19 protein-coding genes are annotated in these 22,992 nt (G+C 64.9%); 11 read left to right on the top strand and 8 right to left on the bottom strand.

The genetic code is table 11. The annotated features are described in order from the left end of the window. From FIU89_RS13965 to FIU89_RS13930, 8 genes are all read left to right on the top strand, one after another. Nucleotides 1–1,179, top strand: a complete 1,179-nt coding sequence (locus FIU89_RS13965; RefSeq protein WP_152493163.1) for a geranylgeranyl diphosphate reductase — start codon at nt 1–3, stop codon at nt 1,177–1,179. Then, on the top strand, nt 1,176–1,709 hold the full coding sequence (idi, locus tag FIU89_RS13960) for an isopentenyl-diphosphate Delta-isomerase (RefSeq protein ID WP_152493162.1): 534 nt from the start codon (nt 1,176–1,178) through the stop codon (nt 1,707–1,709). Before FIU89_RS13965 ends, idi begins: the two co-directional genes overlap by 4 nt. 84 nt (nt 1,710–1,793) lie before the next feature. Further along, nucleotides 1,794–2,684, top strand: coding sequence for a LysR family transcriptional regulator (locus FIU89_RS13955; RefSeq protein ID WP_152493161.1), 891 nt, complete (start codon nt 1,794–1,796; stop codon nt 2,682–2,684). 85 nt (nt 2,685–2,769) lie between these two features. Continuing rightward, complete coding sequence (locus tag FIU89_RS13950; RefSeq protein ID WP_152493160.1) at nt 2,770–4,455, top strand: NAD(P)H-dependent oxidoreductase subunit E; 1,686 nt, start codon at nt 2,770–2,772, stop codon at nt 4,453–4,455. 3 nt (nt 4,456–4,458) lie between these two features. Beyond that, nucleotides 4,459–7,221: a formate dehydrogenase subunit alpha gene (gene fdhF / locus FIU89_RS13945; RefSeq protein ID WP_152493159.1), complete on the top strand. Its 2,763-nt coding sequence runs from the start codon at nt 4,459–4,461 to the stop codon at nt 7,219–7,221. 189 nt (nt 7,222–7,410) lie between these two features. Continuing rightward, the gene (locus FIU89_RS13940) at nt 7,411–8,106 is read left to right on the top strand and encodes a GntR family transcriptional regulator (protein ID WP_152493158.1); all 696 of its coding nucleotides are present in this window, start codon (nt 7,411–7,413) and stop codon (nt 8,104–8,106) included. A gap of 4 nt (nt 8,107–8,110) precedes the next feature. Continuing rightward, on the top strand, nt 8,111–9,385 hold the full coding sequence (gene frc / locus FIU89_RS13935; protein ID WP_152493157.1) for a formyl-CoA transferase: 1,275 nt from the start codon (nt 8,111–8,113) through the stop codon (nt 9,383–9,385). A gap of 326 nt (nt 9,386–9,711) precedes the next feature. Then, nucleotides 9,712–10,695, top strand: a complete 984-nt coding sequence (locus FIU89_RS13930) for a tripartite tricarboxylate transporter substrate binding protein (protein ID WP_152493156.1) — start codon at nt 9,712–9,714, stop codon at nt 10,693–10,695. A gap of 383 nt (nt 10,696–11,078) precedes the next feature. Here the strand turns inward: FIU89_RS13930 and FIU89_RS13925 are convergent, their stop codons facing one another. The 6 genes from FIU89_RS13925 to FIU89_RS13900 all read right to left on the bottom strand — a co-directional run bounded on the left by FIU89_RS13925 (nt 11,079) and on the right by FIU89_RS13900 (nt 17,130). Continuing rightward, nucleotides 11,079–12,062 carry an NAD(P)H-quinone oxidoreductase gene (locus tag FIU89_RS13925; protein ID WP_152493155.1) on the bottom strand — a complete coding sequence of 328 codons (984 nt, stop codon included), beginning with the start codon at nt 12,060–12,062 and terminating at the stop codon, nt 11,079–11,081. Nucleotides 12,063–12,168: 106 nt separating this feature from the next. After that, nucleotides 12,169–12,912: a proteasome-type protease gene (locus FIU89_RS13920; RefSeq protein ID WP_172978114.1), complete on the bottom strand. Its 744-nt coding sequence runs from the start codon at nt 12,910–12,912 to the stop codon at nt 12,169–12,171. Nucleotides 12,913–12,924: 12 nt separating this feature from the next. Continuing rightward, a complete protein-coding gene (locus tag FIU89_RS13915; protein WP_152494529.1) occupies nt 12,925–13,722 on the bottom strand; it encodes a transglutaminase family protein in 798 nt (265 codons plus the stop codon). A 4-nt stretch (nt 13,723–13,726) separates the two neighbouring features. Next, a complete protein-coding gene (locus FIU89_RS13910) occupies nt 13,727–14,668 on the bottom strand; it encodes an alpha-E domain-containing protein (RefSeq protein ID WP_152493154.1) in 942 nt (313 codons plus the stop codon). Between the two features lie 2 nt (nt 14,669–14,670). Beyond that, nucleotides 14,671–16,095 carry a circularly permuted type 2 ATP-grasp protein gene (locus tag FIU89_RS13905; protein WP_152493153.1) on the bottom strand — a complete coding sequence of 475 codons (1,425 nt, stop codon included), beginning with the start codon at nt 16,093–16,095 and terminating at the stop codon, nt 14,671–14,673. Between the two features lie 120 nt (nt 16,096–16,215). Then, a complete protein-coding gene (locus FIU89_RS13900; protein WP_152493152.1) occupies nt 16,216–17,130 on the bottom strand; it encodes a LysR substrate-binding domain-containing protein in 915 nt (304 codons plus the stop codon). A gap of 113 nt (nt 17,131–17,243) precedes the next feature. On the opposite strand from FIU89_RS13900, the gene FIU89_RS13895 reads away from it, so the two are divergent. From FIU89_RS13895 to FIU89_RS13885, 3 genes are read left to right on the top strand one after another with little or no spacing between them, the layout of a single operon-like run. After that, nucleotides 17,244–18,176, top strand: coding sequence for a ring-cleaving dioxygenase (locus tag FIU89_RS13895; RefSeq protein ID WP_152493151.1), 933 nt, complete (start codon nt 17,244–17,246; stop codon nt 18,174–18,176). A gap of 4 nt (nt 18,177–18,180) precedes the next feature. After that, the gene (locus tag FIU89_RS13890; RefSeq protein WP_152493150.1) at nt 18,181–18,783 is read left to right on the top strand and encodes an alpha/beta hydrolase; all 603 of its coding nucleotides are present in this window, start codon (nt 18,181–18,183) and stop codon (nt 18,781–18,783) included. 14 nt (nt 18,784–18,797) lie between these two features. Next, complete coding sequence (locus FIU89_RS13885; protein ID WP_152493149.1) at nt 18,798–19,769, top strand: pirin family protein; 972 nt, start codon at nt 18,798–18,800, stop codon at nt 19,767–19,769. 83 nt (nt 19,770–19,852) lie between these two features. Here the strand turns inward: FIU89_RS13885 and FIU89_RS13880 are convergent, their stop codons facing one another. Next, nucleotides 19,853–21,196: a YihY family inner membrane protein gene (locus tag FIU89_RS13880; protein WP_172978113.1), complete on the bottom strand. Its 1,344-nt coding sequence runs from the start codon at nt 21,194–21,196 to the stop codon at nt 19,853–19,855. Nucleotides 21,197–21,390: 194 nt separating this feature from the next. Continuing rightward, the gene (locus FIU89_RS13875; protein WP_152493147.1) at nt 21,391–22,986 is read right to left on the bottom strand and encodes a GMC family oxidoreductase; all 1,596 of its coding nucleotides are present in this window, start codon (nt 22,984–22,986) and stop codon (nt 21,391–21,393) included. Nucleotides 22,987–22,992 lie beyond the last annotated feature (6 nt).

Raw genomic sequence — 22,992 nt, 5'->3', positions numbered from 1 at the left:
ATGTTTGACGTTGTGGTAGTCGGAGGCGGCCCGAGCGGGGCCACGGCGGCCGAGGATCTGGCGCGGTCCGGGCACAAGGTGGCGCTCCTGGACAGGGCGGGGCGCATCAAGCCCTGTGGCGGCGCGATCCCGCCGCGTCTGATCGCGGATTTCGACATTCCGGAGGATCTGCTGGTGGCCAAGATCACCACCGCGCGGATGATCTCTCCGACCGGACGCAAGGTGGATATCCCCATCGAGAACGGCTTTGTCGGCATGGTGGACCGCGAGGATTTCGATGAGTTCCTCCGCGCTCGGGCCGAAGAGGCCGGCGCGGTTCGGGCCACGGGAACCTACAAGCGGATCGTACGCGAGAATGGTCAGGTCAAGGTCATCTATCGCGACAAGGTCAGCGGAGCCGAGCGTGACCTGCCCTGCAAACTGGTGATTGGCGCGGATGGCGCTCGGTCGAAAGTGGCGCGCGACGAGGTCGAGGGCGGGGACCGTATTCCCTACGTCATGGCCTATCACGAGATCATCGCGGCCCCGGGCAAGGTGGGCGCGTACGACCCAGCCCGCTGCGACGTGATCTATGACGGCCGGATAAGCCCCGATTTCTACGGCTGGGTCTTTCCGCATGGCAAGTCGGCCAGCGTCGGCATGGGGTCGTTGGTCAAGGAGGTGGACGTGAAACAGGCCACCGCCGATCTGCGCACCGCCAGCGGGCTGGCGGATTGCGAGACGATCCGCAAGGAAGGCGCGCCCATCCCGTTGAAGCCACTGGACCGCTGGGACAATGGCAGGGATGTCGTGCTGGCCGGGGATGCGGCGGGCGTGGTTGCGCCAAGTTCGGGCGAGGGGATATACTATGCCATGGCCGGCGGGCGCGTGGCGGCCACGGCTACGGCGGCGACCCTGGCCTCGGGACGGGTCAAGGACCTGCGGCTGGCGCGGCAGCTGTTCATGAAAGAGCACAAGACGGTGTTCCGGGTGCTGGCGTCGATGCAGAATGCCTATTACAAGTCGGACGAGCGGCGCGAACGGTTCGTGTCGCTGTGCCATGATATCGACGTGCAGCGTTTGACCTTCGAGGCGTACATGAACAAGAAACTCGTCAAGGCCCGCCCCATGGCCCACCTCAAGATCGGGTTGAAGAACCTGGCGCACCTGACGCGCCTGGTGCCGGCGGGCTATACATGAGCGTCATGATCCCGACATGGATCGGTGGCGACCTGGTGGCCGTCGAAAAGCTGGAGGCGCACGAGCGTGGACTGCGGCACAAGGCCGTGTCCGTCTTCGTTCTTTGCGGCAACGACGTGCTGATCCAGCGGCGCGCTTTCAGCAAGTACCACACGCCGGGGCTGTGGGCGAATACCTGCTGCACCCATCCGAACTGGGGCGAAGACCCCGAGGCCTGCGCGGTACGGCGGCTGAACGAGGAATTGGGCATCGAGGGCCTGGCGCTGGACTACCGCGACCAGATCGAATACCGCGCCGATGTCGGCGGCGGCCTTGTCGAGCATGAACTGGTCGATGTCTTCGTGGCGACGGTGCGGGAGCGTATCGGCGTGCATCCGAACCCGGATGAAGTGATCGACACGGCCTGGGTCGATCTGGACGAACTGGCCGAGTGGGCGCAAAGCATGCCGGACATCCATACGCCCTGGCTGCGCATTTACCTGGCGAAACACGCGGCGCAGATATTCGGTCAGGTGGACAGCCCGGTGTGATCCGGCAACGTGCCGGTTTGAATAGACATCCGGCGCGGGGCTTGATTTAACGCGGCACGACTGGCTGGCGAAGATGGAGCGCGCGTGCTTGACCTCAAAGACCTGCAATTTCTGACCGCGCTGGCGCGGCAGAAACATTTTGCCCGCGCCGCCGAGGAATGCGGCGTGTCGCAGCCTGCGTTTTCCATGCGGATCGCCAAGCTGGAAGAGCATCTGGAGACAAAGATCGTTCACCGGGGCAACCGCTTTCAGGGGTTGACGCCCGACGGCGAGAGCATCGTGCGCCACGCGCTTCAGATCCTCGAGGATGTGAAGCGGCTGGAGACCGAGTTCAGCGCCGAGCCGGGGGACGTGACAGGTGTCCTGTCGCTGGCGGTAATCCCGACTGCGACGGCGCTTGCGGCCAAGACGGTGATCCGTCTGCGCGAGGCCAATCCGGGGATCACCGTGCGGGTCAAGACGATGAACTCGTTGGCCATCCTGCACGGGTTGGAGGCCGGCACCTACGATGCGGGGATCACCTATACCGACAGCGCCAACTCCGAGAGTGCCATTCACAGTTTTCTGAGAGTGATGCCGATCGACGACGAGGAATACGTGCTGCTGGTGCCGGCGCAGATGGTGGATGACGACAAGACCGAGATCACCTGGAAAGAGGCGGGGGCGCTGCCGCTTTGCTTGCTGGAGCCGGGAATGCAGAACCGGCATATCATCGACACCGTGTTCCAGGATGTGGGCACGCGGCCGCGCGTCGTGGCGGAATTGTCGGGCCTGACGGCGGGTGTGGTGATGGCGATTCAGGGCGCGGCGGCAACGGTGGTGCCGAAGGTGCTGGTCGAGAATACCGGCGCGCCAAGGTCGGTGCGCATCCTGCCGCTGGTGGAGCCCGAAGTGCACAAATCCCTCAGCCTCGTGACGGCGGATCGTGGCCCTGCATTGCGCACGGTGCAGGCGCTGAAAGAAGTTCTGCGATAAGGCCCGCTTATCGTGGGTTTGAATCATACGATTTTTGATTGAGAATGGTATGCCTTAGTGTGCCCCCAGCAACGGGAGGGTCCACATGGCACTTGATGATCGCAGCGGCGTCTGGAAATCGGGCAAAGGCAAGGGGCGGCACACGCCCAAGGGCCGGCAGCTTGAGGATCAGGCGTGGGAAGAGGTTCGCGACCTTCTGGGCGATGCGCCCCGGCGGCGTGACCTGCTGATCGAATATCTGCACCTGATCCAGGACAAGTTCGGCCACCTGTCAGCTGCGCATCTGCGCGCGCTGGCCGAGGAAATGCGCATCGCGCAGGCCGAAGTCTATGAAGTTGCAACGTTTTACGCGCATTTCGACGTGGTCAAGGAGGGCGAGGTTCCCCCGCCCGCGCTGACCATTCGAGTCTGCGATTCGCTGTCCTGCGAATTGGCCGGGGCGCAACAGCTTAAGGCCGCGCTTGAGGACGGCATGGACCCCAGCGAGGTCCGCGTGCTGCGCGCGCCCTGCATGGGGCGCTGCGATACCGCGCCGGTGCTGGAACTGGGCCACAATCACATCGACCACGCGACGGTGGAGAAGGTCGAAACGGCGATTGCCGCGGGCGACACCCACACGCATGTGCCCGACTATGAAGATTTCGCGGCCTACCGGGCCAAGGGCGGTTACGAGAAACTGGCGGAGATCCGCAAGGGTGGCGATTTCGAGACCATTCAGCAGACGTTGCTGGAGTCCGGCCTGCGCGGGCTTGGCGGTGCAGGTTTCCCCTCTGGCAAGAAATGGGGCTTCGTGCGGGCAGAGGCCGGGCCGCGTTACCTTGCCGTCAACGGCGACGAGGGCGAGCCGGGCACGTTCAAGGACCGCTATTACCTGGAGCGCACGCCGCACCTCTTCCTCGAGGGCATGCTGATCGCCGCCTGGGCGGTCGAGGCGAAGACCTGCTTTATCTACATGCGCGACGAATACCCCGCAGTGCTGAAGATCCTCGCCAAGGAGATCAAGGCGCTGGTAGAGGCGGGTATCGTCGAGCAAGGCTATATCGAACTGCGCCGCGGCGCCGGGGCCTATATCTGCGGCGAAGAAAGCGCGATGATCGAATCGATCGAAGGCAAGCGCGGCCTGCCGCGCCATCGCCCGCCCTTCGTGGCGCAGGTCGGCGTCTACAACAAGCCGACGCTGGTGAATAACGTCGAGACGCTCTACTGGGTGACCCGCGTTCTGCGCGAGGGCGGCGAAATCCTGTCGAGCGTGGAAAAGAACGACCGCAAGGGCCTGCGCTCCTACTCGGTGTCGGGCCGGGTCAAGAACCCGGGCGTGCACCTGCTGCCGGCAGGGTCCACCATCCTCGACATCATCGAGGCCGCCGGCGGGATGCTGGACGGTCACACCTTGAAAGCCTATCAGCCGGGCGGTCCGTCCTCGGGCCTCTTGCCCGCGCACATGGATGACGTGCCGCTGGATTTCGACACGTTGCAGCCGCATGGGTCGTTTATCGGCTCGGCTGCCGTGGTCGTCCTGTCCGACAAGGACAGCGCCAAGGAGGCGGCGATCAACATGCTGAAGTTCTTCGAGGACGAAAGCTGTGGCCAATGCACGCCATGCCGCGTCGGCTGTGAAAAGGCCGTGAAGCTGATGCAGGCGGACAAATGGGATCAGTCGCTGCTGGAGGAGCTGAGCCAGACCATGGTCGACGCGTCGATCTGCGGCCTGGGGCAGGCTGCGCCCAACCCCATTCGCCTGACCATGAAACATTTCCCGGACGAGGTGTAAGACATGACCGACACGATCAAGTTCACACTCGATGGCAAGGAAGTCGAAGCCGAGAAGGGCATGACCATCTGGGAGGTGGCCAATGGCCGGGGTCTGAAGATTCCGCATCTGTGCCACAAGCCCGCGCCGGGGTACCGCCCCGACGGCAATTGCCGCGCCTGCATGGTTGAGGTCGAGGGCGAGCGGAACCTCGTCGCCTCCTGCATTCGCGAGCCCAGCGAGGGCATGAAGGTCACGACCGACTCCAACCGAGCCGAGACCGCGCGCAAGATGGTGATGGAGATGCTGGTCGCCGACCAGCCCGAGCCGGAAAAGGCGCATGACAAGTCGAGCCACCTTTGGGATATGGCCAAGCTGGCCGGCGTGTCGGAAAGCCGCTTTCCCAAGCTGGAACAGGACCGTGTGCCGCTGTTGGATGACAGCCACGTTGCGATGAGCGTCAATATGGATGCGTGCATCCAGTGCAACCTGTGCGTCCGCGCCTGCCGCGAAGTGCAGGTCAATGACGTGATCGGCATGGCCGGTCGCGGGCATGACAGCTATCCGGTGTTCGATTTCGACGATCCCATGGGGGAAAGCACCTGCGTGGCCTGCGGCGAATGCGTACAGGCCTGCCCCACGGGCGCGCTGATGCCGTCCACCGTGGTGGATGACGCCCAGGTGGGCGACAGCGCCGACTATGACCGCGAGGTCGAGAGCGTCTGCGCTTTCTGCGGTGTGGGCTGCCAGATCAGCCTGAAGGTCAAGGACGACAAGGTGAAATATGTCGAGGGCATCAATGGCCCTGCGAATGAAGGGCGCTTGTGCGTCAAGGGCCGGTTCGGCTATGACTATATCCACCACTCACACCGTCTGACCAAGCCCCTGATCCGGCGCGACGATGCGCCGGCCAAGGGGCTGAACGTCGATCCGGGCAACTGGCGCGACTTTTTCCGCGAGGCCTCCTGGGACGAGGCGCTGGACGTGGCGGCAAACGGCCTGAAGGGCCGGGGCCGCGAGGTGGCCGGTTTCGGCAGTGCGAAATGCACCAACGAAGAGGCCTACCTGTTCCAGAAATTCATCCGCCAGGGTTTCGGCCACAACAACGTTGACCACTGCACGCGGCTTTGCCATGCCTCGTCGGTCGCGGCGTTGATCGAGAACGTCGGTTCCGGCGCGGTGACCGCGACCTTCAACGAGATCGAGAATGCCGACGTGGCGATCATCATCGGGGCCAACCCGATCGAGAACCACCCCGTCGCGGCGACCTATTTCAAGCAGTTCACCAAGCGTGGTGGCAAGCTGATCGTGATGGACCCGCGCGGCGTGGGGATGAAGCGCTTCGCGACCCACATGCTGCAGTTCAAGCCGGGCGCGGACGTGTCCATGCTGAACGCGATCATGCATGTGATCGTCGAGGAAGAGCTGTACGACCAGCAGTATATCGAGGCCTTCACCGAGAACTGGGAGGCCGAGAAGGCGCATCTGGCGCAGTTCCCGCCCGAGAAGATGGAAGAGCTGTGCGGCATCCCCGCCGAAACGCTGCGGCAGGTCGCCCGGGAGTTCGCGACGGCGCAGTCCGGCATGATCTTCTGGGGCATGGGCGTCAGCCAGCACATCCACGGCACGGACAATTCCCGCTGCCTGATCAGCCTCGCGCTGATGTGTGGACATGTGGGGCGTCCGGGCACGGGCCTTCACCCGCTGCGCGGCCAGAACAACGTGCAGGGCGCTTCCGACGCGGGCCTGATCCCGATGTTCCTGCCCGACTACCTGTCGGTCACCGACGATGGCGTACGCAAGGCGTTCACCGAAGTCTGGGAATCCGGCGATTTCAGCAGCGAGAAGGGCCTGACGGTCACCGAGATCATGGATGCGGTGCACGAGGGTCACATCAAGGCGATGTACGTGTTGGGCGAGAACCCGGCGATGAGCGACCCGGACGTCGAACATGCCCGCGACGCGCTGGCGATGCTGGATCACCTGGTGGTGCAGGACATCTTCATCACCGAAACGGCGAACTATGCCGACGTGATCCTGCCGGCCTCGGCCCTCTATGAAAAATCCGGCACGGTGTCGAACACCAACCGGACGGTGCAGATGCTGCGCCAGGCGGTGCCGCCGCCCGGAGAGGCGAAAGAGGACTGGTGGATCGAGGTCGAACTGGCCAAGCGCTGCGGTCTGAACTGGACCTACACGCATCCCAGCGAAGTGTTCAACGAGATGGCAATCAACATGCGTAGTCTCGACAACATCACCTGGGAGCGGCTGGAACGCGAGGCGGTGACCTACCCGTCGCTCAGCCCCGAGGACCCCGGCCAGGCCGTGGTGTTCGGCGATGCCTTCCCGCGCCCCGAGGGCCGTGCCCGGTTCACCCCGGCCAGCGTGATCCCGCCCGACGACCTGCCGGATGCGGACTATCCGATGGTTCTGACCACCGGCCGGCAACTGGAGCATTGGCACACCGGGTCGATGACCCGCCGGGCCAGCGTGTTGGACGCGGTCGAGCCCGAGGCGAACTGCTCGCTGCATCCCTCGACCCTGCGCAAGCTGGGCGTCGAGCCGGGCGGCATGGTGCGGATCACCACCAAGCGCGGTTCGATCGACGTGATGGCCCGCGCCGACCGGGCGATTGCGCCGGACATGGTCTTCATGCCGTTTGCCTATGTCGAGGCGGCGGCGAACATCCTCACCAACCCGGCCATCGACCCCTATGGCAAGATCCCCGAGTTCAAGTACTCGGCCGTGCGGGTGGAGAAGGCCGAGGCGGCGGTGGCGGCGGAATAATCCGCACCGAAATCATGATTTTCGAAGGGCCGGGGGTTTCCCGGCCCTTTTGTTTTGACCCTCGGGAAAGGCGGTCTGCCCCGCGACAGGGCGGTATTCTTGCTGCATCCGCGGAAGTTTGCCGTTGATTTGCGTTGGTTCGTGGTATACCAGACTACGGATTTAACGACTCAAACGTGGTGGGCCGTCATGAAACTCAATCCGATCGACACGTCGGTCACGCTCAAGGACCACATCTATAACCGGATGCGGGAAGCGATTCTCGAGATGGACATCTATTCCGACAGCGTGGACTTGCGGCTGGACGAACGCAGCCTGGCGGACCAGCTGGGCGTCTCGCGCACCCCCCTGCGCGAGGTTCTGGTACGGCTGGAACAGGAAGGCCTTCTGGAGGTCCGCCCCCGTCGCGGCATCTTCGTGCAGCGCAAGACGCTGTCGGATATCCTGGAGATGATCATCGCCTGGGCCGCGCTGGAAAGCATGGCCGCCCGGCTGGCCTGCGAGCGTGCCACGGACCGCGAGATCACGAGCCTGCGCACGATAGCCGCGAAATACTCGGTCTCCAAGACCGGCGCGGATATCGCGGAATACTCCGATGACAACATCCGCTTTCACCAGAAGATACTGGAAATTTCGGGTTGCGAATTGCTGTCCAGCATGGCCGAGAACCTTTTCGTGCACATGCACGCCGTGCGCCGCCGGTCCATGGCCGAGGAAGACCGCGTGCCGCAATCGGTGGCGGATCACATGGAAATCATCGAGGCGCTGGAAGCGCGCGATGCGGACCTCGCCGGGGCTCGCGTACGCGACCATACGATGCGCCTGCATGACCACGTGCGCGAGGTCTGGACCCGCGCGGGAATCACGAAAAACATGGGGGAATGACCTGATGAAAGCATTGGACGGCATCAAGATTCTGGACTTCACGCATGTTCAGTCGGGTCCGACCTGCACGCAGCTTCTGGCGTGGTTCGGGGCGGATGTGCTGAAGGTGGAGCGGCCCGGCGTGGGCGACGCCACGCGGCAGCAGCTGGTGGATGTGCCGGGCGCGGATAGCCTGTACTTCACCATGCTCAACCACAACAAGCGTTCGATCGAGCTCAATTCAAAGAACGAGACCGGCAAGCAGGTGCTGACCCGGTTGATCGAGGAATGCGACGTGCTGGTCGAGAACTTCGCGCCCGGCGCGCTCGACCGGATGGGGTTCAGCTGGGAGCGGATCCAGGAGATCAACCCCCGCATCATCATGGCCTCGGTCAAGGGGTTCGGGCCCGGCAAGTACCAGGATTGCAAGGTCTATGAGAACGTGGCGCAATGCGCCGGCGGCTCGGCCTCGACCACCGGGTTCCGCGACGGCCCGCCGCTGGTGACGGGCGCGCAGATCGGTGACTCGGGCACCGGCCTGCATCTCTGCCTCGGCATCATGACGGCGCTCTTCCAGCGCGAGCGCACGGGCCGCGGCCAGAAGGTGCTGGCGCCGATGCAGGACGGGGTGCTGAACCTCTGCCGCGTCAAGCTGCGCGACCAGCAGCGGCTGGAGGCGGGCCCGCTGAAGGAATACAGCCAGTACGGCGAGGGCATCGAGTTCGGCGAGGCGACGCCGCGCGCGGGCAACGACTCGGGCGGCGGCCAGCCGGGGCGGATCCTGAAATGCAAGGGCTGGGAGGACGACCCCAACGCCTATACCTACTTCATCACCCAGGCCGCGGTGTGGGAGCAGATCTGCGACGTGATCGGCCGCCCCGAATGGAAGACGCAGGAGGGCTATGCCACGCCGCCCGAGCGGCTGGACAAGCTGAACGAGATCTTCGGGGCCATTGAAGAGTGGACCATGACCAAGACGAAGTTCGAGGTGATGGACATCTGCAACCCGCTGAACATCCCCGTGGGCCCGATCCTGTCCACGAAGGAACTGATCGAGGACGAGGGGCTGCGGGCGACGGGCACGATCGTTGATGTGGAGCATCCCAAGCGCGGCAAATACGCGTCGGTGGGCTGCCCGATCAAGCTGAGCGACAGCCCGGTGGAGGTGACCCGCTCGCCGCTTCTTGGCGAGCACACGGTGGAGATCCTGCGCGACGTGCTGGGCTATGACGGCGACGAATTGCAGGCGGTGCTCGACAGCGGCGCCGTGGGCGACCCGAAGAAAACCGCGGCGGAGTGAGATCGCGCGAGGAAGGGCAGTCCGAAAGGCGGGTTGCCCTTTTGATATTTGCTGAAGTATCGCGTGAATAATATGTCGTAACTATCTGTTACCAAGTATTTTCAGGTTTTCCGAATGCCATTTTCCTCGACGCTCACGGCAGTCGGGCCGGCAAGGCGAAGAAATCCTTGCAATGAGTCTGGACATGTTATTTGTTGCCGTGGTGCGAAATTTTATTTCACGCAATGGTTTCTGTATGCAATTAAATACCATTGCATACATCGCCAGCTGATTAGGAGGATCGGCTCAAGTCCGGCCAAGACCGGAAACCAACAGGGAGGATAACCATGAATACCTTTAAGCTACTTGTTGCGAGTGCGTCCGCACTGGCATTGACGGCGCCGGCAGCGCTGGCGGAATGGCAGCCGAAAAAGCCGGTCGAGTTCATCATCATGGCCGGCACCGGCGGCGGCGCTGACCAGATCGCGCGGCTGTTGCAGGGCCTTATTCAGAAGAAGGACCTGAGCCCGCGCCCCTTCATCCCGATCAACAAGCCGGGCGGTTCGGGCGCCGAGGCGCTGCGCTATCTGCAGGACAAGGCGGGCGACAACCACGTGGTGATGATGACGCTGAACAGCTTCTACACCACGCCCATCATCCAGGAGGATCTGGGCGTCGACGTGACCGAGTTCACCCCGATCGGGCTGATGGCGATGGACACGTTCCTGTTGTGGGTCAATACGGACCGCGATGACATCACTGATCTCGAGAGCTTCAACGCCGTCGTGTCCGAGGCGGGCAAGGACTGGAAGGTCGGCGGCACCGGGTCGGGCCAGGAAGACAGCGTTCTGACCGCGATGATGGAAGCCGAGTTCGGTTATGACGTGACCTACATCCCGTTCCCGGGTGGTGGCACGGTGGCGAAAAACCTTGTTGGCAATCAGATAGATAGCACCGTCAACAATCCCGCCGAGCAGATGGAGTTCTTCCGCGCGGGCAACACCAAGCCGCTGGTGCAGTTCACCGCCGAACGCATGCCGGCCTTCCCGGACGTGCCGACGGCCAAGGAACTGGGTGTGGAGATCGAATACTACATGCAGCGCTCCGTGAACGGCCCGCCGGACATGGATCCGGAAGCGGTGGAATGGTACACCAACCTGTTCCAGGAGCTGTTCGACAGCGAGGAATGGCAGGCATTCTGCAAGTCCGACGGTCTGACCTGCGAGACGATGATGAAGGGCGAGGACCTCGCCACGTTCCACGAGAACCAGAAGGTCGCGCATGAAAAGCTGATCGAAAAGGTCGGCGCCGCGTCCATCACCGGCGAGTAAAACAAGGGATATCACCGCGGAGTTAACGGTGGTTGAAGGTCAAGGGCGGCGCGGGTCATGCGCTGCCCTTTTCCGTTCAGGATCAAAACGTTGCGCGGCAAACCTGAACCAGATATGCCGCCTGAAACGCGGCGCATTATCCAATTTCGCCTTTGACCGACGCCCCGGCTCAAAGGCGAGACGCCTTGGTTAACGGAGGCGTTTTAGGTCGAAAACGGGACGTCGGTATTGCGTCGGTATCGCTGGAGGTAACGCGTCGGTGCGCAGTTCCCGGCCTGGCGGGATTGACGAAGGGCGCGGTGCAAAAGTCTCTTGAAGACTTTTGCCAGGACTTTTTCTGCAAAAGTCCTGGCCGGTCCGACGCGACTCAGGTGCGACGGGACTCAGGGGCGCAGGAGGATCTTGCCGCGGTGGGTGGCGGATTCCATCAAGGCGTGCGCGGCCGCCGCGTCCTCGAACGGGAAGACCTTGTGGGTGTAGGTGCCGACCGTGCCCTCGGCCAGGAGCGGCCAGACTTTTTCCAGGAGGTCCTGCGCCACGCGGGTCTTGAACGTGTCGGGGCGCGAGCGCAGGGTCGAGCCGGTATAGGTGAGCCGCTTGAGCATCACCGGCATCAGGTCGATTTCCATCTTCGAGCCGCCGTTGAAGGCCAGTTGCACGATGCGGGCGTCGGCATGGGCGGCCTTGATGTTGCGGGCCACGTAATCGCCGCCGATGATGTCGAGGATGAGATTGGCGCCGCCCGCTTCGCGGACGATCGGCACGAAATCCTCGGTCTTGAAGTCGATGGCGCGTTCGGCGCCGAGTTCGGTTACATAGTCGATGTCATCCTTGCCGGTGCAGGTGGTGAAGACGCGGCAATCCAGGGCGCGGCCAAGCTGGATCGCGGTGGAGCCGATCCCGCCCGCGCCGCCATGGACGAGCAGGAGGTCGTTGGGGGCCGGGGGCCTGTCGAGAAAGAGGTTGGACCAGACGGTGAAATAGGTCTCGCAGATCCCCGCCGCATCGGTGGTGTCCATGCCCTTGGGGATGGGCAGGCAGTGGGTGGCGTCGACGGCCACGTATTCGGCATAGCCGCCGCCATTGGTGAGGCCGCAGATCGCGTCGCCCACGGCCCAGCCCGAGACGCTCTCGCCGACGGCGGCCACTTCGCCCGAGACTTCGAGCCCCAGGAGGTCGGAGGCGCCCTTGGGCGGCGGGTAATGCCCCCGGCGCTGGACAAGGTCGGGGCCGTTGACGCCCGTGGCGGTGACCTTGATGAGCACTTCGGACGGCGCGGGGGCGGGAACGGGGCGTTCGCCCACCTCCAGCACGTCGGGTTTGCCGGGTTCGCGCATTTCCACGGTTTTCATCGTCTCGGGCAGCATATGGGTCGTCCTTTTCCTGTCGTTGACCCTGAATGTGCATTTAATGCGGGGGGTTTCAACCGGATTGGCCGGGGCGGTGGGTTTTCACCCACCCTACGCGACGCGGCTAGCCGAGGTCCGACAGCTTGACGTCGGGCAGGCTGTCGAGGGCGTTCTTCAGCGCCTCGCCCCAGCCCTTGGAGACGGCCTCAAACCAGGGGCTGTCGGCCTCTATCCGGCCGGTCTGGCCGATGGTCAAGCTGTCGGTTTCGTAGATGTGGAAATCGAACGGCGCGCCGACGGTCAGGTTGGCCTTGAGCGTGGAGTCGAAGCTGACCAGCAGAAGCTTCATCGCGGCCTCGAAGCTGAGGTCGGGATCGAAGGCGCGCACCAGGATGGGGCGGCCATACTTGGTTTCGCCCATCTGGAAGAAGGGGGTGTCGTCGCCGGCTTCGATGAAGTTGCCCTCGGGGTAGATCAGGAACAGGCGCGGCGGGCTGCCGGCGATCTGGCCGCCCAGCATGATGGTGGCGTTGAACGTGCCTTCCGCGCGCTGGCCTGACTCACCGGTGCGTTCGATCACCTCGCGCAGGGTGTCGGCCACCATGCGAGCGGCCTGGAACAGCGAGGGGACGCCCAGCAGGGACGGTGTGCGGTCACCGGGGGACTTGGAGCGCTCGTCCAGCAGGCTGATCACCGACTGCGTGGTGGCGAGGTTGCCGGCGGAGAGGAGCGTGATGACGCGGTCGCCGGGATTTTCCCAGCTGGTCAGCTTCTTGAAGGTCGAGATATTGTCGAGCCCGGCATTGGTGCGGGTGTCCGACATAAAAACGAGGCCCCGGTCGAGAACCATTCCCACGCAATATGTCATGCCCGTCCTTCGCTATTGTTGGGTGACGTCGATCGCGACCTCGAGCTGTTCCTCGGGGCCGCCGATTCTGGTGCCGGTGATGGGCGCAGCATCGGCATAATCGAGGCCCGTTGCAACGCGGACGTAACGTGTGTCGGGCGAAATTCCGTTGGATATGTCGAAGCCGACCCACCCCAGCGCGTCGACATGCGCCTCGGCCCAGGCGTGCATCGCGTCCTGCGCGGTGCGGTCGTCGAGCATCAGGTAGCCCGAGACGTAGCGGGCGGGAAAGCCCATGGCGCGGGCGCAGGCCAGGAAGATATGGGTGTGGTCCTGGCAGACGCCCTTGCCGTGAGTGATTGCGTCCTCGGCGGACCAGTCCGGTTCGGACGCGCCGACCTGGAACGCCACGCTGTCGCGGATCGTCTGGCTGAGCGCGTGCAGGCGGTCGAGGGGGTCGTGCTCGTCGACCTTGCGGATGAGGGCGCGGGCGCCGGATTTCGCCTCGGTCCGCCGGGTCTGCTGCGCGTAGAGCCAGAGCGGGGCGGGGCCGATATGGCGGCCGAGGACACCGCTCACGTCTTCGATCACCACCTCGCCCTCGCTGCTGACGGTCAGCTCGGTGGTGTCGCGGTCGAAGCTGATGAGTTCGACGGCGTTGTTGTGGTGGTCGTGGAAGTCGACCTCCTTGCGGCCGTTCTCGACGCCGGTGGTCCAGCTGACGACCTGCTGGGCGCGGGTGGTCTTGGGTGTCTTGCGCAGCTGTTGCAGGCCATAGACCACCGGACCGGAGAAGCGGTAGCGGGTCACGTGTTTGATATGCAGGTGCATGGGGTCATTCATAGAAGCGGTACTCCCGCTCGATCTCGTTGGCGATTTCGGCCAGCAGGCCGATGATCTCGGTGATGTATTCGTGCAGGCCGTAGTCGAAGATCGCCTCGACCTCGTGCGCGAGATACTTGCGGTTGAGATAGTCGAGTTTCTTCATCGGCTCGGACGGATGCGCGTTGCCGGCGTTGAGGCTGCGCAGGTTTTCCTGAAGCTGGGCGGCGCAGAAGGCGAGGCTGCGCGGCAGGCGCTGGTCGAGGATGAGGAAATGGGTGATCTCGCGGGGGCCGGAATCGGCGCCGTATTCCATGCGGAAGCCGCCGCGCGCGGCCACCGAGCGCAGGATGGTTTCCCATTGCACGTTGTCGAGCGCCGAGCCCACGGCGCGGGCCGTGGGCAGCAGGACGTAGTATTTCACGTCGAGGATGCGCGCGGTGTTGTCGGCGCGTTCCAGGAAAGTGCCCAGCCGGGCGAAATCATACCGTTCGCCGCGCAGCATGGTGCCGTGGGTCATGCCGCGCACCAGCGAGGTGTTCTGGCGCAGGGTGCGCAGGCAGCCGGGCAGGTCGCGTTCGGCCACTTGGCGGGAGAGGTTTTCCTGGGCGTTCATGTAGGCGCTGTTGATCGCCTCCCACATGTCGCCGGTCAGCGCGGTGCGCACCAGGCGCGCGTTCTGCCGCGCGGCGCAGATGCAGGAATAGACCGACGAGGTGTTGCCCCGGTCGCGCAGGAGCCAGTTGATCGCGGCTTCCTTGGTGACCTCGCCCTTTGCCGCATCGAAAGCCGGCCAGACGCCGGCGGATTGCAGGACCGAGCGCCATTCCGAGGCGCTGTCTCCCATCCGGGTCAGCGCGATGCGCTGGCCGGTCTCGATCAGGCGGGCGGTGTTTTCGGCCCGTTCGAGGTAGCGAAAGAGCCAGAAGAGGCCGTTTGCGGTTTTGCCCAGCATGGTCAGTCCTCCAGCACCCAGGTGTCCTTGGTGCCGCCGCCCTGCGACGAGTTCACCACCAGCGAGCCTTTCTTGAGCGCCACGCGCGTCAGACCGCCGGGGGTGATCTGGATGCCGTCCGGGTTCACCAGCACGAAGGGGCGCAGGTCGACATGCCGGGGGCTGAGGCCCTTGGCGGTGAAGGTCGGCACCGTGGACAGGCTGAGCGTGGGCTGGGCGATGTAGTTCGAGGGCTTGAAGTCGAGTTTCTTGGCGAAGTCTGCGATTTCCTTTTTCGACGCGGCGGGGCCCACGAGCATTCCGTAGCCGCCGGAGCCGTGCACCTCTTTGACCACCAGTTCGGCCAGGTGTTCGCGGACATAGGCCAGGTCGTCGGCATCCGAGCAGCGCCAGGTGGGCACGTTGGGCAAAAGCGGCTGCTCGCCGGTGTAGAACTCGACGATATCGGGCATGTAGGAATAGATCGCCTTGTCGTCGGCGATGCCGGTGCCCGGCGCGTTGGCGATGGTGATACCGCCCGCGCGGTAGACATCCATGATGCCCGCGACGCCAAGCTGGCTGTCGGGGTTGAAATTGAGCGGATCGAGAAAGTCGTCGTCGACGCGGCGATAGAGCACGTCGATGGGGGTGTAGCCGCGCGTGGTGCGCATCGCCACGCGGCCGTCGACCACGCGCAGATCGTTGCCTTCGACCAGTTCGACGCCCATCTGGTCGGCCAGGAAGGCGTGTTCGAAATAGGCGGAATTGTAGATGCCGGGTGTAAGCACGGCCACGACGGGCGCGTCCTTGGTGACTGCGGGTGCGCAGGCGGCGAGCGAGCGGCGCAGGTTGGTGGGGTAGTTCTGGACCGGCTGGACGCGGTTGCGGGAAAACAGCTCGGGGAACATCTGGAGCATGGTTTCGCGGTTCTCCAGCATGTAGCTGACGCCCGAGGGGGTGCGGGCGTTGTCTTCGAGCACGAAGAACTCGCCGGGGCCGGTGCGGACCACGTCGATGCCGACGATATGGGTGTAGACGCTGCCGGGCGGTTCGACCCCGATCATGTGGGGCAGGAAGGCCTCGTTGCGGGCGATCATCTCGGCGGGCAGGCGGCCTGCCTTCACGATTTCCTGCTTGTGATAGATGTCATGCAGGAAGGCGTTGATCGCGCGCACGCGCTGTTCGATGCCGCGCGACAGCTTGTACCATTCGTTGCCCGACAGGATGCGCGGGATGATGTCGAAGGGGATCAGCCGTTCCTCGGCCTCGGCGCGGCCGTAGACGTTGAATGTGATGCCGGTGAGGCGAAAGAGGTCCTCGGCTTCGCGCTGCTTGGCGCGCAGTCGGGCGGGGTCCTCGGCGTCGAACCACTGGTGGAACGTGGCGTAGGGGTCGCGCAGGGTTTGCGACGTGCCCCACATTTCGTCGAAGAAAGGGTCTGATGACATGTTCACCTCCGGCGTTTCATAGAAGCAGGCAGGCGCGAGGCTGGCAAGATAGTCAGTTGCCGGTGGCTGAGTGGGTTTGGCTAAGGGGCCGGAACTGCTGGATTTTTGTGCAGAGCCTTGTCAATTGAAGTGGAAGAAGACGGGCGCGGTGCGGCGGATGTAGTCCTCGAAGAAGGTGGTGAAGGTGGCCACCAGCGGCGGAAACGCCTCGTAGGGCGGGTAGAAAAGCGTGAGCCAGAGCGGGCTGACCTGCCACTCGGGCAAAAGGATCGTGACCTCGCCCGCCGCCAGCCCGTCGGCCACGAGGAAATCCGGCAGCACGGTGATGCCCTGGCCGTGGCGGGCCATCTGGCAGAGCAGGTCGCCGTTGTTGGTGATGAGGTGGCTGCCCGCCTGGACGCTGCGATGGGCTCCGTCGCGGGTGAACTCCCAGGTCTCGGGCGTGCCGGATGCGCTGTAGGACAGGCACAGGCCGCGGGGGAGGTCTGCGGGATCGGTGGGCGCGGGTGTGTCGGCGAATAGGGACGGGGCGGCGACGGCGTGGCGCGGCACCTCGCAGATCTTGCGCCAGATGGTGGATTTGTCGGACGGAGGCCCGGAGATGCGGATCGACAGGTCGTAGGGGTCTTCGATGATGTCGACGAAACGGTCGGTCAGGGTGACGTTGAGGTCGATCCGGGGATAGGCGTCGCGGAAGGCGGCGATCAGGCCCGGCATCAGGCGCAGGCCCAGCGACATGGGCGCGTTGAGGCGCAGGCGGCCCGCGTCGGGATGGGCGGCGTGCATCAGCGCGTCGGTGGTGGCGTCCAACTCGGCCAGAAGCGGGCGATACCGCGCGGCGACCACCGCGCCGGCATCGGTGAGCGAGACCTTGCGTGTGGTGCGCAACAGAAGCTGCTGGCCAAGACTGTCTTCCAGCCGGGCGACGATGCGCGTGACGCTGGAGGGGGTCATGTCGAGCGCGCGGGCGGCGGCGGCGAAGCTGCGCCGCTGGGCCACTTCGAGGAAGACGCGGATGGGCTTGATATCCTGCATGGCGCTATTATTGCATCAAACGCAATAGTCTATGCAAGTTTGTTGCTATTCTGTTGTGGCGCCCTTTGCCCCAGATTGCAGGGTAACAGTTCCTCAACCGAAAGGGCGACAGGATGATTACCGAGATCAAGGGCCTGCATCACGTGACGTCGATGGCGGGCGATGCGAATGACAACAACGCGTTCTTTACCAGGGTGCTGGGATTGCGCCGGGTGAAGATCACGGTGAATTTCGACGCGCCGGAGGTGTATCACCTGTATTTCGGCGACGAGGTGGGCACGCCGGGGGCGGTGATGACGACCTTCCCATTCGGCCAGATGCCGCGCGGTACGCGCGGCGTTGGCGAAGTGGGCGTGACCGAGTTTGCCGTGCCGCATGGCGCGCTGGGCTATTGGAAAGAGCGACTGGCGGCGGCGGGCGTGACCGGGCTGGCCGAGGGCGAGGCCTTTGGCGAGAAGCGTCTGAGCTTTGATGGGCCGGATGGCGACGGCTTTGCGCTGGTCGAGACGGATGTGCGCGGGCGGACGCCCTGGACAGGCGCGGGCGTGCCGGAAAGTGCCGCGATCCTGGGCTTTCATGGCGCGCGCTTTGCGCTGCGCGACGCGGATGCGACGGGCGAACTCTTGCGCTTCATGGGGTATCAGAAGATGGACACCCAGGGTGATCTTACTCGCTATGTCGTCGAGGGCGGCAATGCGGCCGACACGATCGACCTGCTGGAGGCGCCGAGCGCAAAGGCGGCGCATCAAGGCGCGGGATCGGTGCACCATATCGCGTTTTCGGTCGAGGACCGCGCGACGCAGCTCGCTGTGCGCAAGCGGCTGGTGGACACAGGGTACGACGTGACGCCGGTGATCGACCGTGACTATTTCTGGTCGATCTATTTCCGCACGCCGGGCGGTGTGCTGTTCGAGGTCGCGACCAACGAGCCGGGGTTCGACCGGGACGAGGATACGGCGAACCTGGGATCGGCGCTGAAACTGCCGGACCGCTACGAGCCGCACCGCGCCAAGATCGAGGCGCATCTGCCGAAGCTGGTGGAGTAAGGCGATGGCGCTGGATCTTTACCATGCGAAAACGCGGGCGCCCGATGTGGGCGCGCCGCTGGTCTTTGCCTTTCACGGGACGGGCGGGGACGAGACGCAGTTCTTCGACCTCGTGCGGCAGGTGAACCCCGGGGCGGGTATCGTTTCGCCCCGGGGCGACGTGTCGGAGCACGGCGCGGCGCGGTTTTTCCGGCGCACGGGTGAGGGCGTTTATGACATGGACGACCTGGCGCGGCGCACGCAGGCGATGGTGCGGTTCGTGGAAGCGCACAAAGAGGCGCATCCGGGCGTGGACACTTACGGCTTCGGCTATTCCAACGGGGCGAATATACTGGCCTCGGTCGTGATGGCGCGGCCGGATCTGTTCGACCGGGTGGGTCTGCTGCATCCGCTGATCCCGTGGGCGCCGGAGGCTGTCGCGGGGCTGGACGGGCGACATGTGCTTGTCACGGCGGGGCGGCACGATCCGATCTGTCCCTGGCCGCTGAGTGCGCGGCTGATCGAGTGGCTGGCGGCGCAGGGCGCCGAAGTCGAGACGGTGATCCATGACGGCGGGCACGAGATACGGCCCGAGGAAGTGAAGGCGCTGGCGCGCCACTTGACCTGAGACAGGAGAGCGAGATGAGCTGGAACCCGACGCAGAACCCCGATTGCCCCGATGCCGCGGGATTGGACGGCATAGAGACGCTGATCATCCCGCGGGCGCGGGATCTGGGCGGTTTCGAGGTGCGGCGCGCGTTGCCGAGCCCGGAGCGGCAGATGGTCGGCCCGTTCATCTTTTTCGACCAGATGGGGCCGGCGGAGTTCATCACCGAAGGCGGGATCGACGTGCGGCCGCACCCGCATATCGGGCTGGGGACGGTCACGTATCTCTATCAGGGCGAGTTCGAGCATCGCGACAGCCTGGGCACGCACCAGATGATATATCCCGGCGAGGTGAACTGGATGCTGGCGGGACAGGGTGTCACCCATTCCGAGCGCACGAGCGAAGAGACGCGGGGCACGCGGCATAACCTGTTTGGAATCCAGACGTGGGTCGCGCTGCCCGAGGACCGCGAGGACATGGCGCCGGATTTCGAGCATCACAAGGAGGCGGCGCTGCCGTTTTTGAATGATGGCGGGGCGGAGGTGCGGCTGATCCTGGGCACGGGATGGGGCGAGAGAAGCCCGGTGACGATGCAATCCGAGATCTTCTACGCCGATGCGGTTCTGGCGCCGGGGGCGACGTTTCCGTTGCCGGACGAGCACGAGGACCGGGGGCTTTACGTGACGCAAGGCAGCGTGGAGATCGCGGGCGAGGTGTTCGAGGCGGGCCGGATGATGGTGTTCCGGCCGGGCGACCGGATGAGCGTCAAGGCGGGGCCGGAAGGCGCGCGGGTGATGGCGCTGGGCGGTGAGACGTTCAACGGGCCAAGGTATATCTGGTGGAATTTCGTGTCGTCGGACATCGAGAAGATCGAGGCGGCGAAAAAGGCGTGGAAGGCCGCCGATTGGGAGGGCGGGCCGTTCAGGCTGCCGCCAGGAGATACGGACGAGTTCATTCCGATCACCGAGGACATGGAACGGATGAAGGTGAAGCGGCCCAAGGCGTAGCGCCGGGACATGAGCGGCGAGGTCTCGGATCGGGTCCGGGACGGGTGGACTGGGGTGTGGTGGAACCCCACCCTACGCGGACGTCAGTAGAGCTTGATTGCGCCGGAGGTGTTGTCGGTGCCGGGGTCGCGACCGGCGATGACCGAGGCGATGGGCTGGTCGAGGATGTCGTCCTCGGCCTTGCGCAGGCGGGCCAGCAGGTCGGGCAGGGTGCCGGTCGACTCGATCACCTGGGACAGGGAGGGGCGGCCGGAGAGGTCCCGCACGCCGCCGAGGCTGAGGCCGATGTCGTGGGCCAGCTCGGCCACGCTGACGCGGTGCAGATCGCGTGCGAGGCACAGCTTGGCGTCCTCGGTTTCGACGATGTAGTTGGCGTCGAGCAGGGCCTGGAGCACGGAATCGCGGGCCAGGACCGGCACGGCCTCGGCCAGGTCGTCGGGGGGCAGGGACTTGCCCTCGGGCGCCTTGCGCGCCAATGCCGCCAGAAGGGCCACCGCCACTTCGAGCGTTTCGGCGGGGCTGAGTTCCTCGCCCGAGAGCGCGTCGCGCCGGCGCCACCAGTCGGGGAAGGAGGCGGCCAGCAGGGCGCCGAGGATGATCACCGTCCAGGACGAGTAGACCCAGAGCAGGAAGATCGGAAAGATGGCGACCGCGCCGTAGACGGTGGAATAGGTCGAGGAGGAGGTGACGAAGGTGTTGAACCCCCATTGCAGCACCTGGAAGGCCACCGCGGCGAAGGCGCCGCCGATGACGGCATTGCGGATGCGCACCTGCACCGCGGGCACGACGCAGTAGAGCAGGGTGAAGACGATCGTGGTGTTGACCAGCGCCAGCACCTTGCGCGGCCAGTCGGCCCGCAGCTGGACGGCGGGGATGTAGCCCGCGTCCCGTGCCCAGTCCTGGAGCGGGCGCATCATGTCGGTGGTCAGGGTGAAGCTGGCCCCGATCAGCAGCGGCCCCATCGTCAGCACCGCCCAGAAGGTCAGCAGGCGGACCACCAGCGGCCGGGGCCGGGAGACGCGCCAGACCTGGTTCAGCGTGGCCTCGATGGTCGACAGCAAAAGCACCGCCGTGACCGGGAGCGCGATGATGCCGGCGACGGTCAGGTCGCTGGCATTGCTGGTGAAATCCGAGATGTAGGTGCGCACCTCCGAGCCGACCTCGGGGACGAGGATGCCGAAGAACATTTCCTGCATCCGGATCTTGACCGGGTCGAAGGCGGGGAAGCCCGAGAGCACCGCGAAGGCGATGACGAGAAGCGGCACGAGAGCCAGCAGGGTGGAGTAGGTCAGCGCGCCGGCGGCCTGGCCCAGGCCGTCGCTGACGAAGCGGCGCATCGTGTAGTAGAGGAAACTGCCGATATCCGAGACGATCCCGAGGAAACGGGTCTCGCGCCAGTAGTCCAGTCGGGATTTCTTCTCTGCCATGTCAGGGTGATAGCATAGGCCGGACGGAGCGTCTTTCAAACCGGCGCGGCTTGCCGAGGGTTTTCGGCAGGCGTGGGATTTTGGGCACCCGTGGGGTTGAGGTCCCGGGTCAGGCCCGGGACGGGGGAGGCGCGGGACGGGGCAGGCGCGGTTTGGCGAAGAGGTCCCGGATCGGGTCCGGGACACCCTACGGGTCAGGCGTCCTCCAGCACGAGGTCGGCGCATTTCTCGCCGATCATGATCGCGGGGGCGTTGGTGTTGCCCGAGACGATTTCCGGCATGATCGAGCAATCGGCCACGCGCAGGCCCGTGAGCCCATGCACGCGCAGGCGGGCGTCGACCACGGCGTTCGGGTCGTCGCCCATCTTGCAGGTGCCGGTGGGGTGATAGATCGAGACCGAGTGGTTGCGCGCCCAGTCGAGCGTGGCGGCGTCGTCGTCCATCGGCAGATCGGCGGTGGGGCGGAATTCCTCGGCGATCTTGGTGGACAAGGGCGCGTGGCGGGCGATGCGGCGGGCGATCTTGACGCCTTCGGTGAGGGTCCGGCAGTCGAGATCGGTCGAGAGGTAATGCGGGTGGATCCTGGGATAGGTTGTGGGGTCGGGGCCATCGAGGCGGATTTCGCCCCGGCTTTCGGGGCGCAGCTGGCAGACCGACATGGTGAAGGCCGAGAACGGGTGCACGCCCGCGCCGGGGCTGTCGGCGGACCAGGGCTGGACGTGGAACTGGATGTCGGGGGTGTCCACGTCGGGGCGGGTTTTCAGGAAGCCGGTGGCGAGGCTGGCGGCCATGGTCATCGGCCCCGAGCGAAAGAGCGCGTATTTGAGCGCGATGCGGGCTTGCGAGGCGAGGCTGCGCACCTCGTCGTTCAGGGTGGGTTCGTTGCATTTGAACACCAGCCGCGCCTGTAGGTGGTCCTGGAGGTTGCGGCCCACGCCGGGCAAAGCGTGGTGTGGGGTGATGCCGTTCTGCCGGAGGTGCTCGGGGTCGCCCAGGCCTGACAGCATGAGGACCTGCGGGCTGTTGATGGCCCCCCCGCACAGGATCACCTCGCGGTTGGCGCCGATGATCTGAAGCTGGCCGCCCTTGTCGCGGTATTCGACGCCGGTGACGCGCTTGCCGTCGATCAGCACGCGGGTAACCTGGGCGTTTGTGACGATCCTGAGGTTCTTGCGGTCGCGGATGGGGCGCAGGTAGGCCACGGCGGCGCTGCACCGGCGGCCGTTGCGGGTGGTGAGCTGGAAATAGCCCACGCCCTCTTGATCCTCGCCGTTGTAGTCGGGGTTGAAGGGATATCCGGCGGTCTGGGCGGCGGCGACCCAGGCGTCGCAGATGGGACGCTGGATGCGCATGTTGGACACGGACAAGGGGCCGGCGTCGCCGTGATGCGCGTCGGCCCCGCGCTCGTTGTTCTCGGCCCGTTTGAAGAGGGGCAGAACGTCGTCCCAGCCCCAGCCGGTGTTGCCCATCTGGCGCCAGCGGTCGTAATCCTGCGGCTGGCCGCGCACGTAGAGAAGCCCGTTGAGCGAGGACGACCCGCCCAGCACCTTGCCGCGCGGCCAGTCGATGGCGCGGCCGTTGAGACCGGGGTCGGGCTCGGTCTTGTAGCACCAGTCGACGGTGGGATTGTGCATCGTCTTGAAGTAGCCGACCGGGATGTGAATCCACGGATTGCGGTCGGGCGGGCCTGCCTCGAGCAGTGTGACGCGCACCTTGGGGTCCTTGCTGAGCCGGTTGGCCACGACGCAGCCCGCAGACCCCGCGCCGACGATCACGTAATCGGTATCCACCAGTTT

Source organism: Roseovarius sp. THAF27 (assembly GCF_009363655.1).
GTDB lineage: Bacteria > Pseudomonadota > Alphaproteobacteria > Rhodobacterales > Rhodobacteraceae > Roseovarius.
The sequence above is the reverse complement of the archived record's forward strand: the minus strand, read 5'-3'. Positions and strand labels throughout refer to the sequence as shown.

What these genes read in the sequence shown, in the direction of transcription:
- FIU89_RS13965 (WP_152493163.1), top strand. Translation starts at nt 1, where the DNA reads ATGTTTGACGTTGTGGTAGTCGGAGGCGGCCCGAGCGGGGCCACGGCG.
- idi (WP_152493162.1), top strand. Translation starts at nt 1,176, where the DNA reads ATGAGCGTCATGATCCCGACATGGATCGGTGGCGACCTGGTGGCCGTC.
- FIU89_RS13950 (WP_152493160.1), top strand. Translation starts at nt 2,770, where the DNA reads ATGGCACTTGATGATCGCAGCGGCGTCTGGAAATCGGGCAAAGGCAAG.
- fdhF (WP_152493159.1), top strand. Translation starts at nt 4,459, where the DNA reads ATGACCGACACGATCAAGTTCACACTCGATGGCAAGGAAGTCGAAGCC.
- FIU89_RS13940 (WP_152493158.1), top strand. Translation starts at nt 7,411, where the DNA reads ATGAAACTCAATCCGATCGACACGTCGGTCACGCTCAAGGACCACATC.
- frc (WP_152493157.1), top strand. Translation starts at nt 8,111, where the DNA reads ATGAAAGCATTGGACGGCATCAAGATTCTGGACTTCACGCATGTTCAG.
- FIU89_RS13930 (WP_152493156.1), top strand. Translation starts at nt 9,712, where the DNA reads ATGAATACCTTTAAGCTACTTGTTGCGAGTGCGTCCGCACTGGCATTG.
- FIU89_RS13925 (WP_152493155.1), bottom strand. Translation starts at nt 12,062, where the DNA reads ATGCTGCCCGAGACGATGAAAACCGTGGAAATGCGCGAACCCGGCAAA.
- FIU89_RS13920 (WP_172978114.1), bottom strand. Translation starts at nt 12,912, where the DNA reads ATGACATATTGCGTGGGAATGGTTCTCGACCGGGGCCTCGTTTTTATG.
- FIU89_RS13915 (WP_152494529.1), bottom strand. Translation starts at nt 13,722, where the DNA reads ATGCACCTGCATATCAAACACGTGACCCGCTACCGCTTCTCCGGTCCG.
- FIU89_RS13910 (WP_152493154.1), bottom strand. Translation starts at nt 14,668, where the DNA reads ATGCTGGGCAAAACCGCAAACGGCCTCTTCTGGCTCTTTCGCTACCTC.
- FIU89_RS13905 (WP_152493153.1), bottom strand. Translation starts at nt 16,095, where the DNA reads ATGTCATCAGACCCTTTCTTCGACGAAATGTGGGGCACGTCGCAAACC.
- FIU89_RS13900 (WP_152493152.1), bottom strand. Translation starts at nt 17,130, where the DNA reads ATGCAGGATATCAAGCCCATCCGCGTCTTCCTCGAAGTGGCCCAGCGG.
- FIU89_RS13895 (WP_152493151.1), top strand. Translation starts at nt 17,244, where the DNA reads ATGATTACCGAGATCAAGGGCCTGCATCACGTGACGTCGATGGCGGGC.
- FIU89_RS13890 (WP_152493150.1), top strand. Translation starts at nt 18,181, where the DNA reads ATGGCGCTGGATCTTTACCATGCGAAAACGCGGGCGCCCGATGTGGGC.
- FIU89_RS13885 (WP_152493149.1), top strand. Translation starts at nt 18,798, where the DNA reads ATGAGCTGGAACCCGACGCAGAACCCCGATTGCCCCGATGCCGCGGGA.
- FIU89_RS13880 (WP_172978113.1), bottom strand. Translation starts at nt 21,196, where the DNA reads ATGGCAGAGAAGAAATCCCGACTGGACTACTGGCGCGAGACCCGTTTC.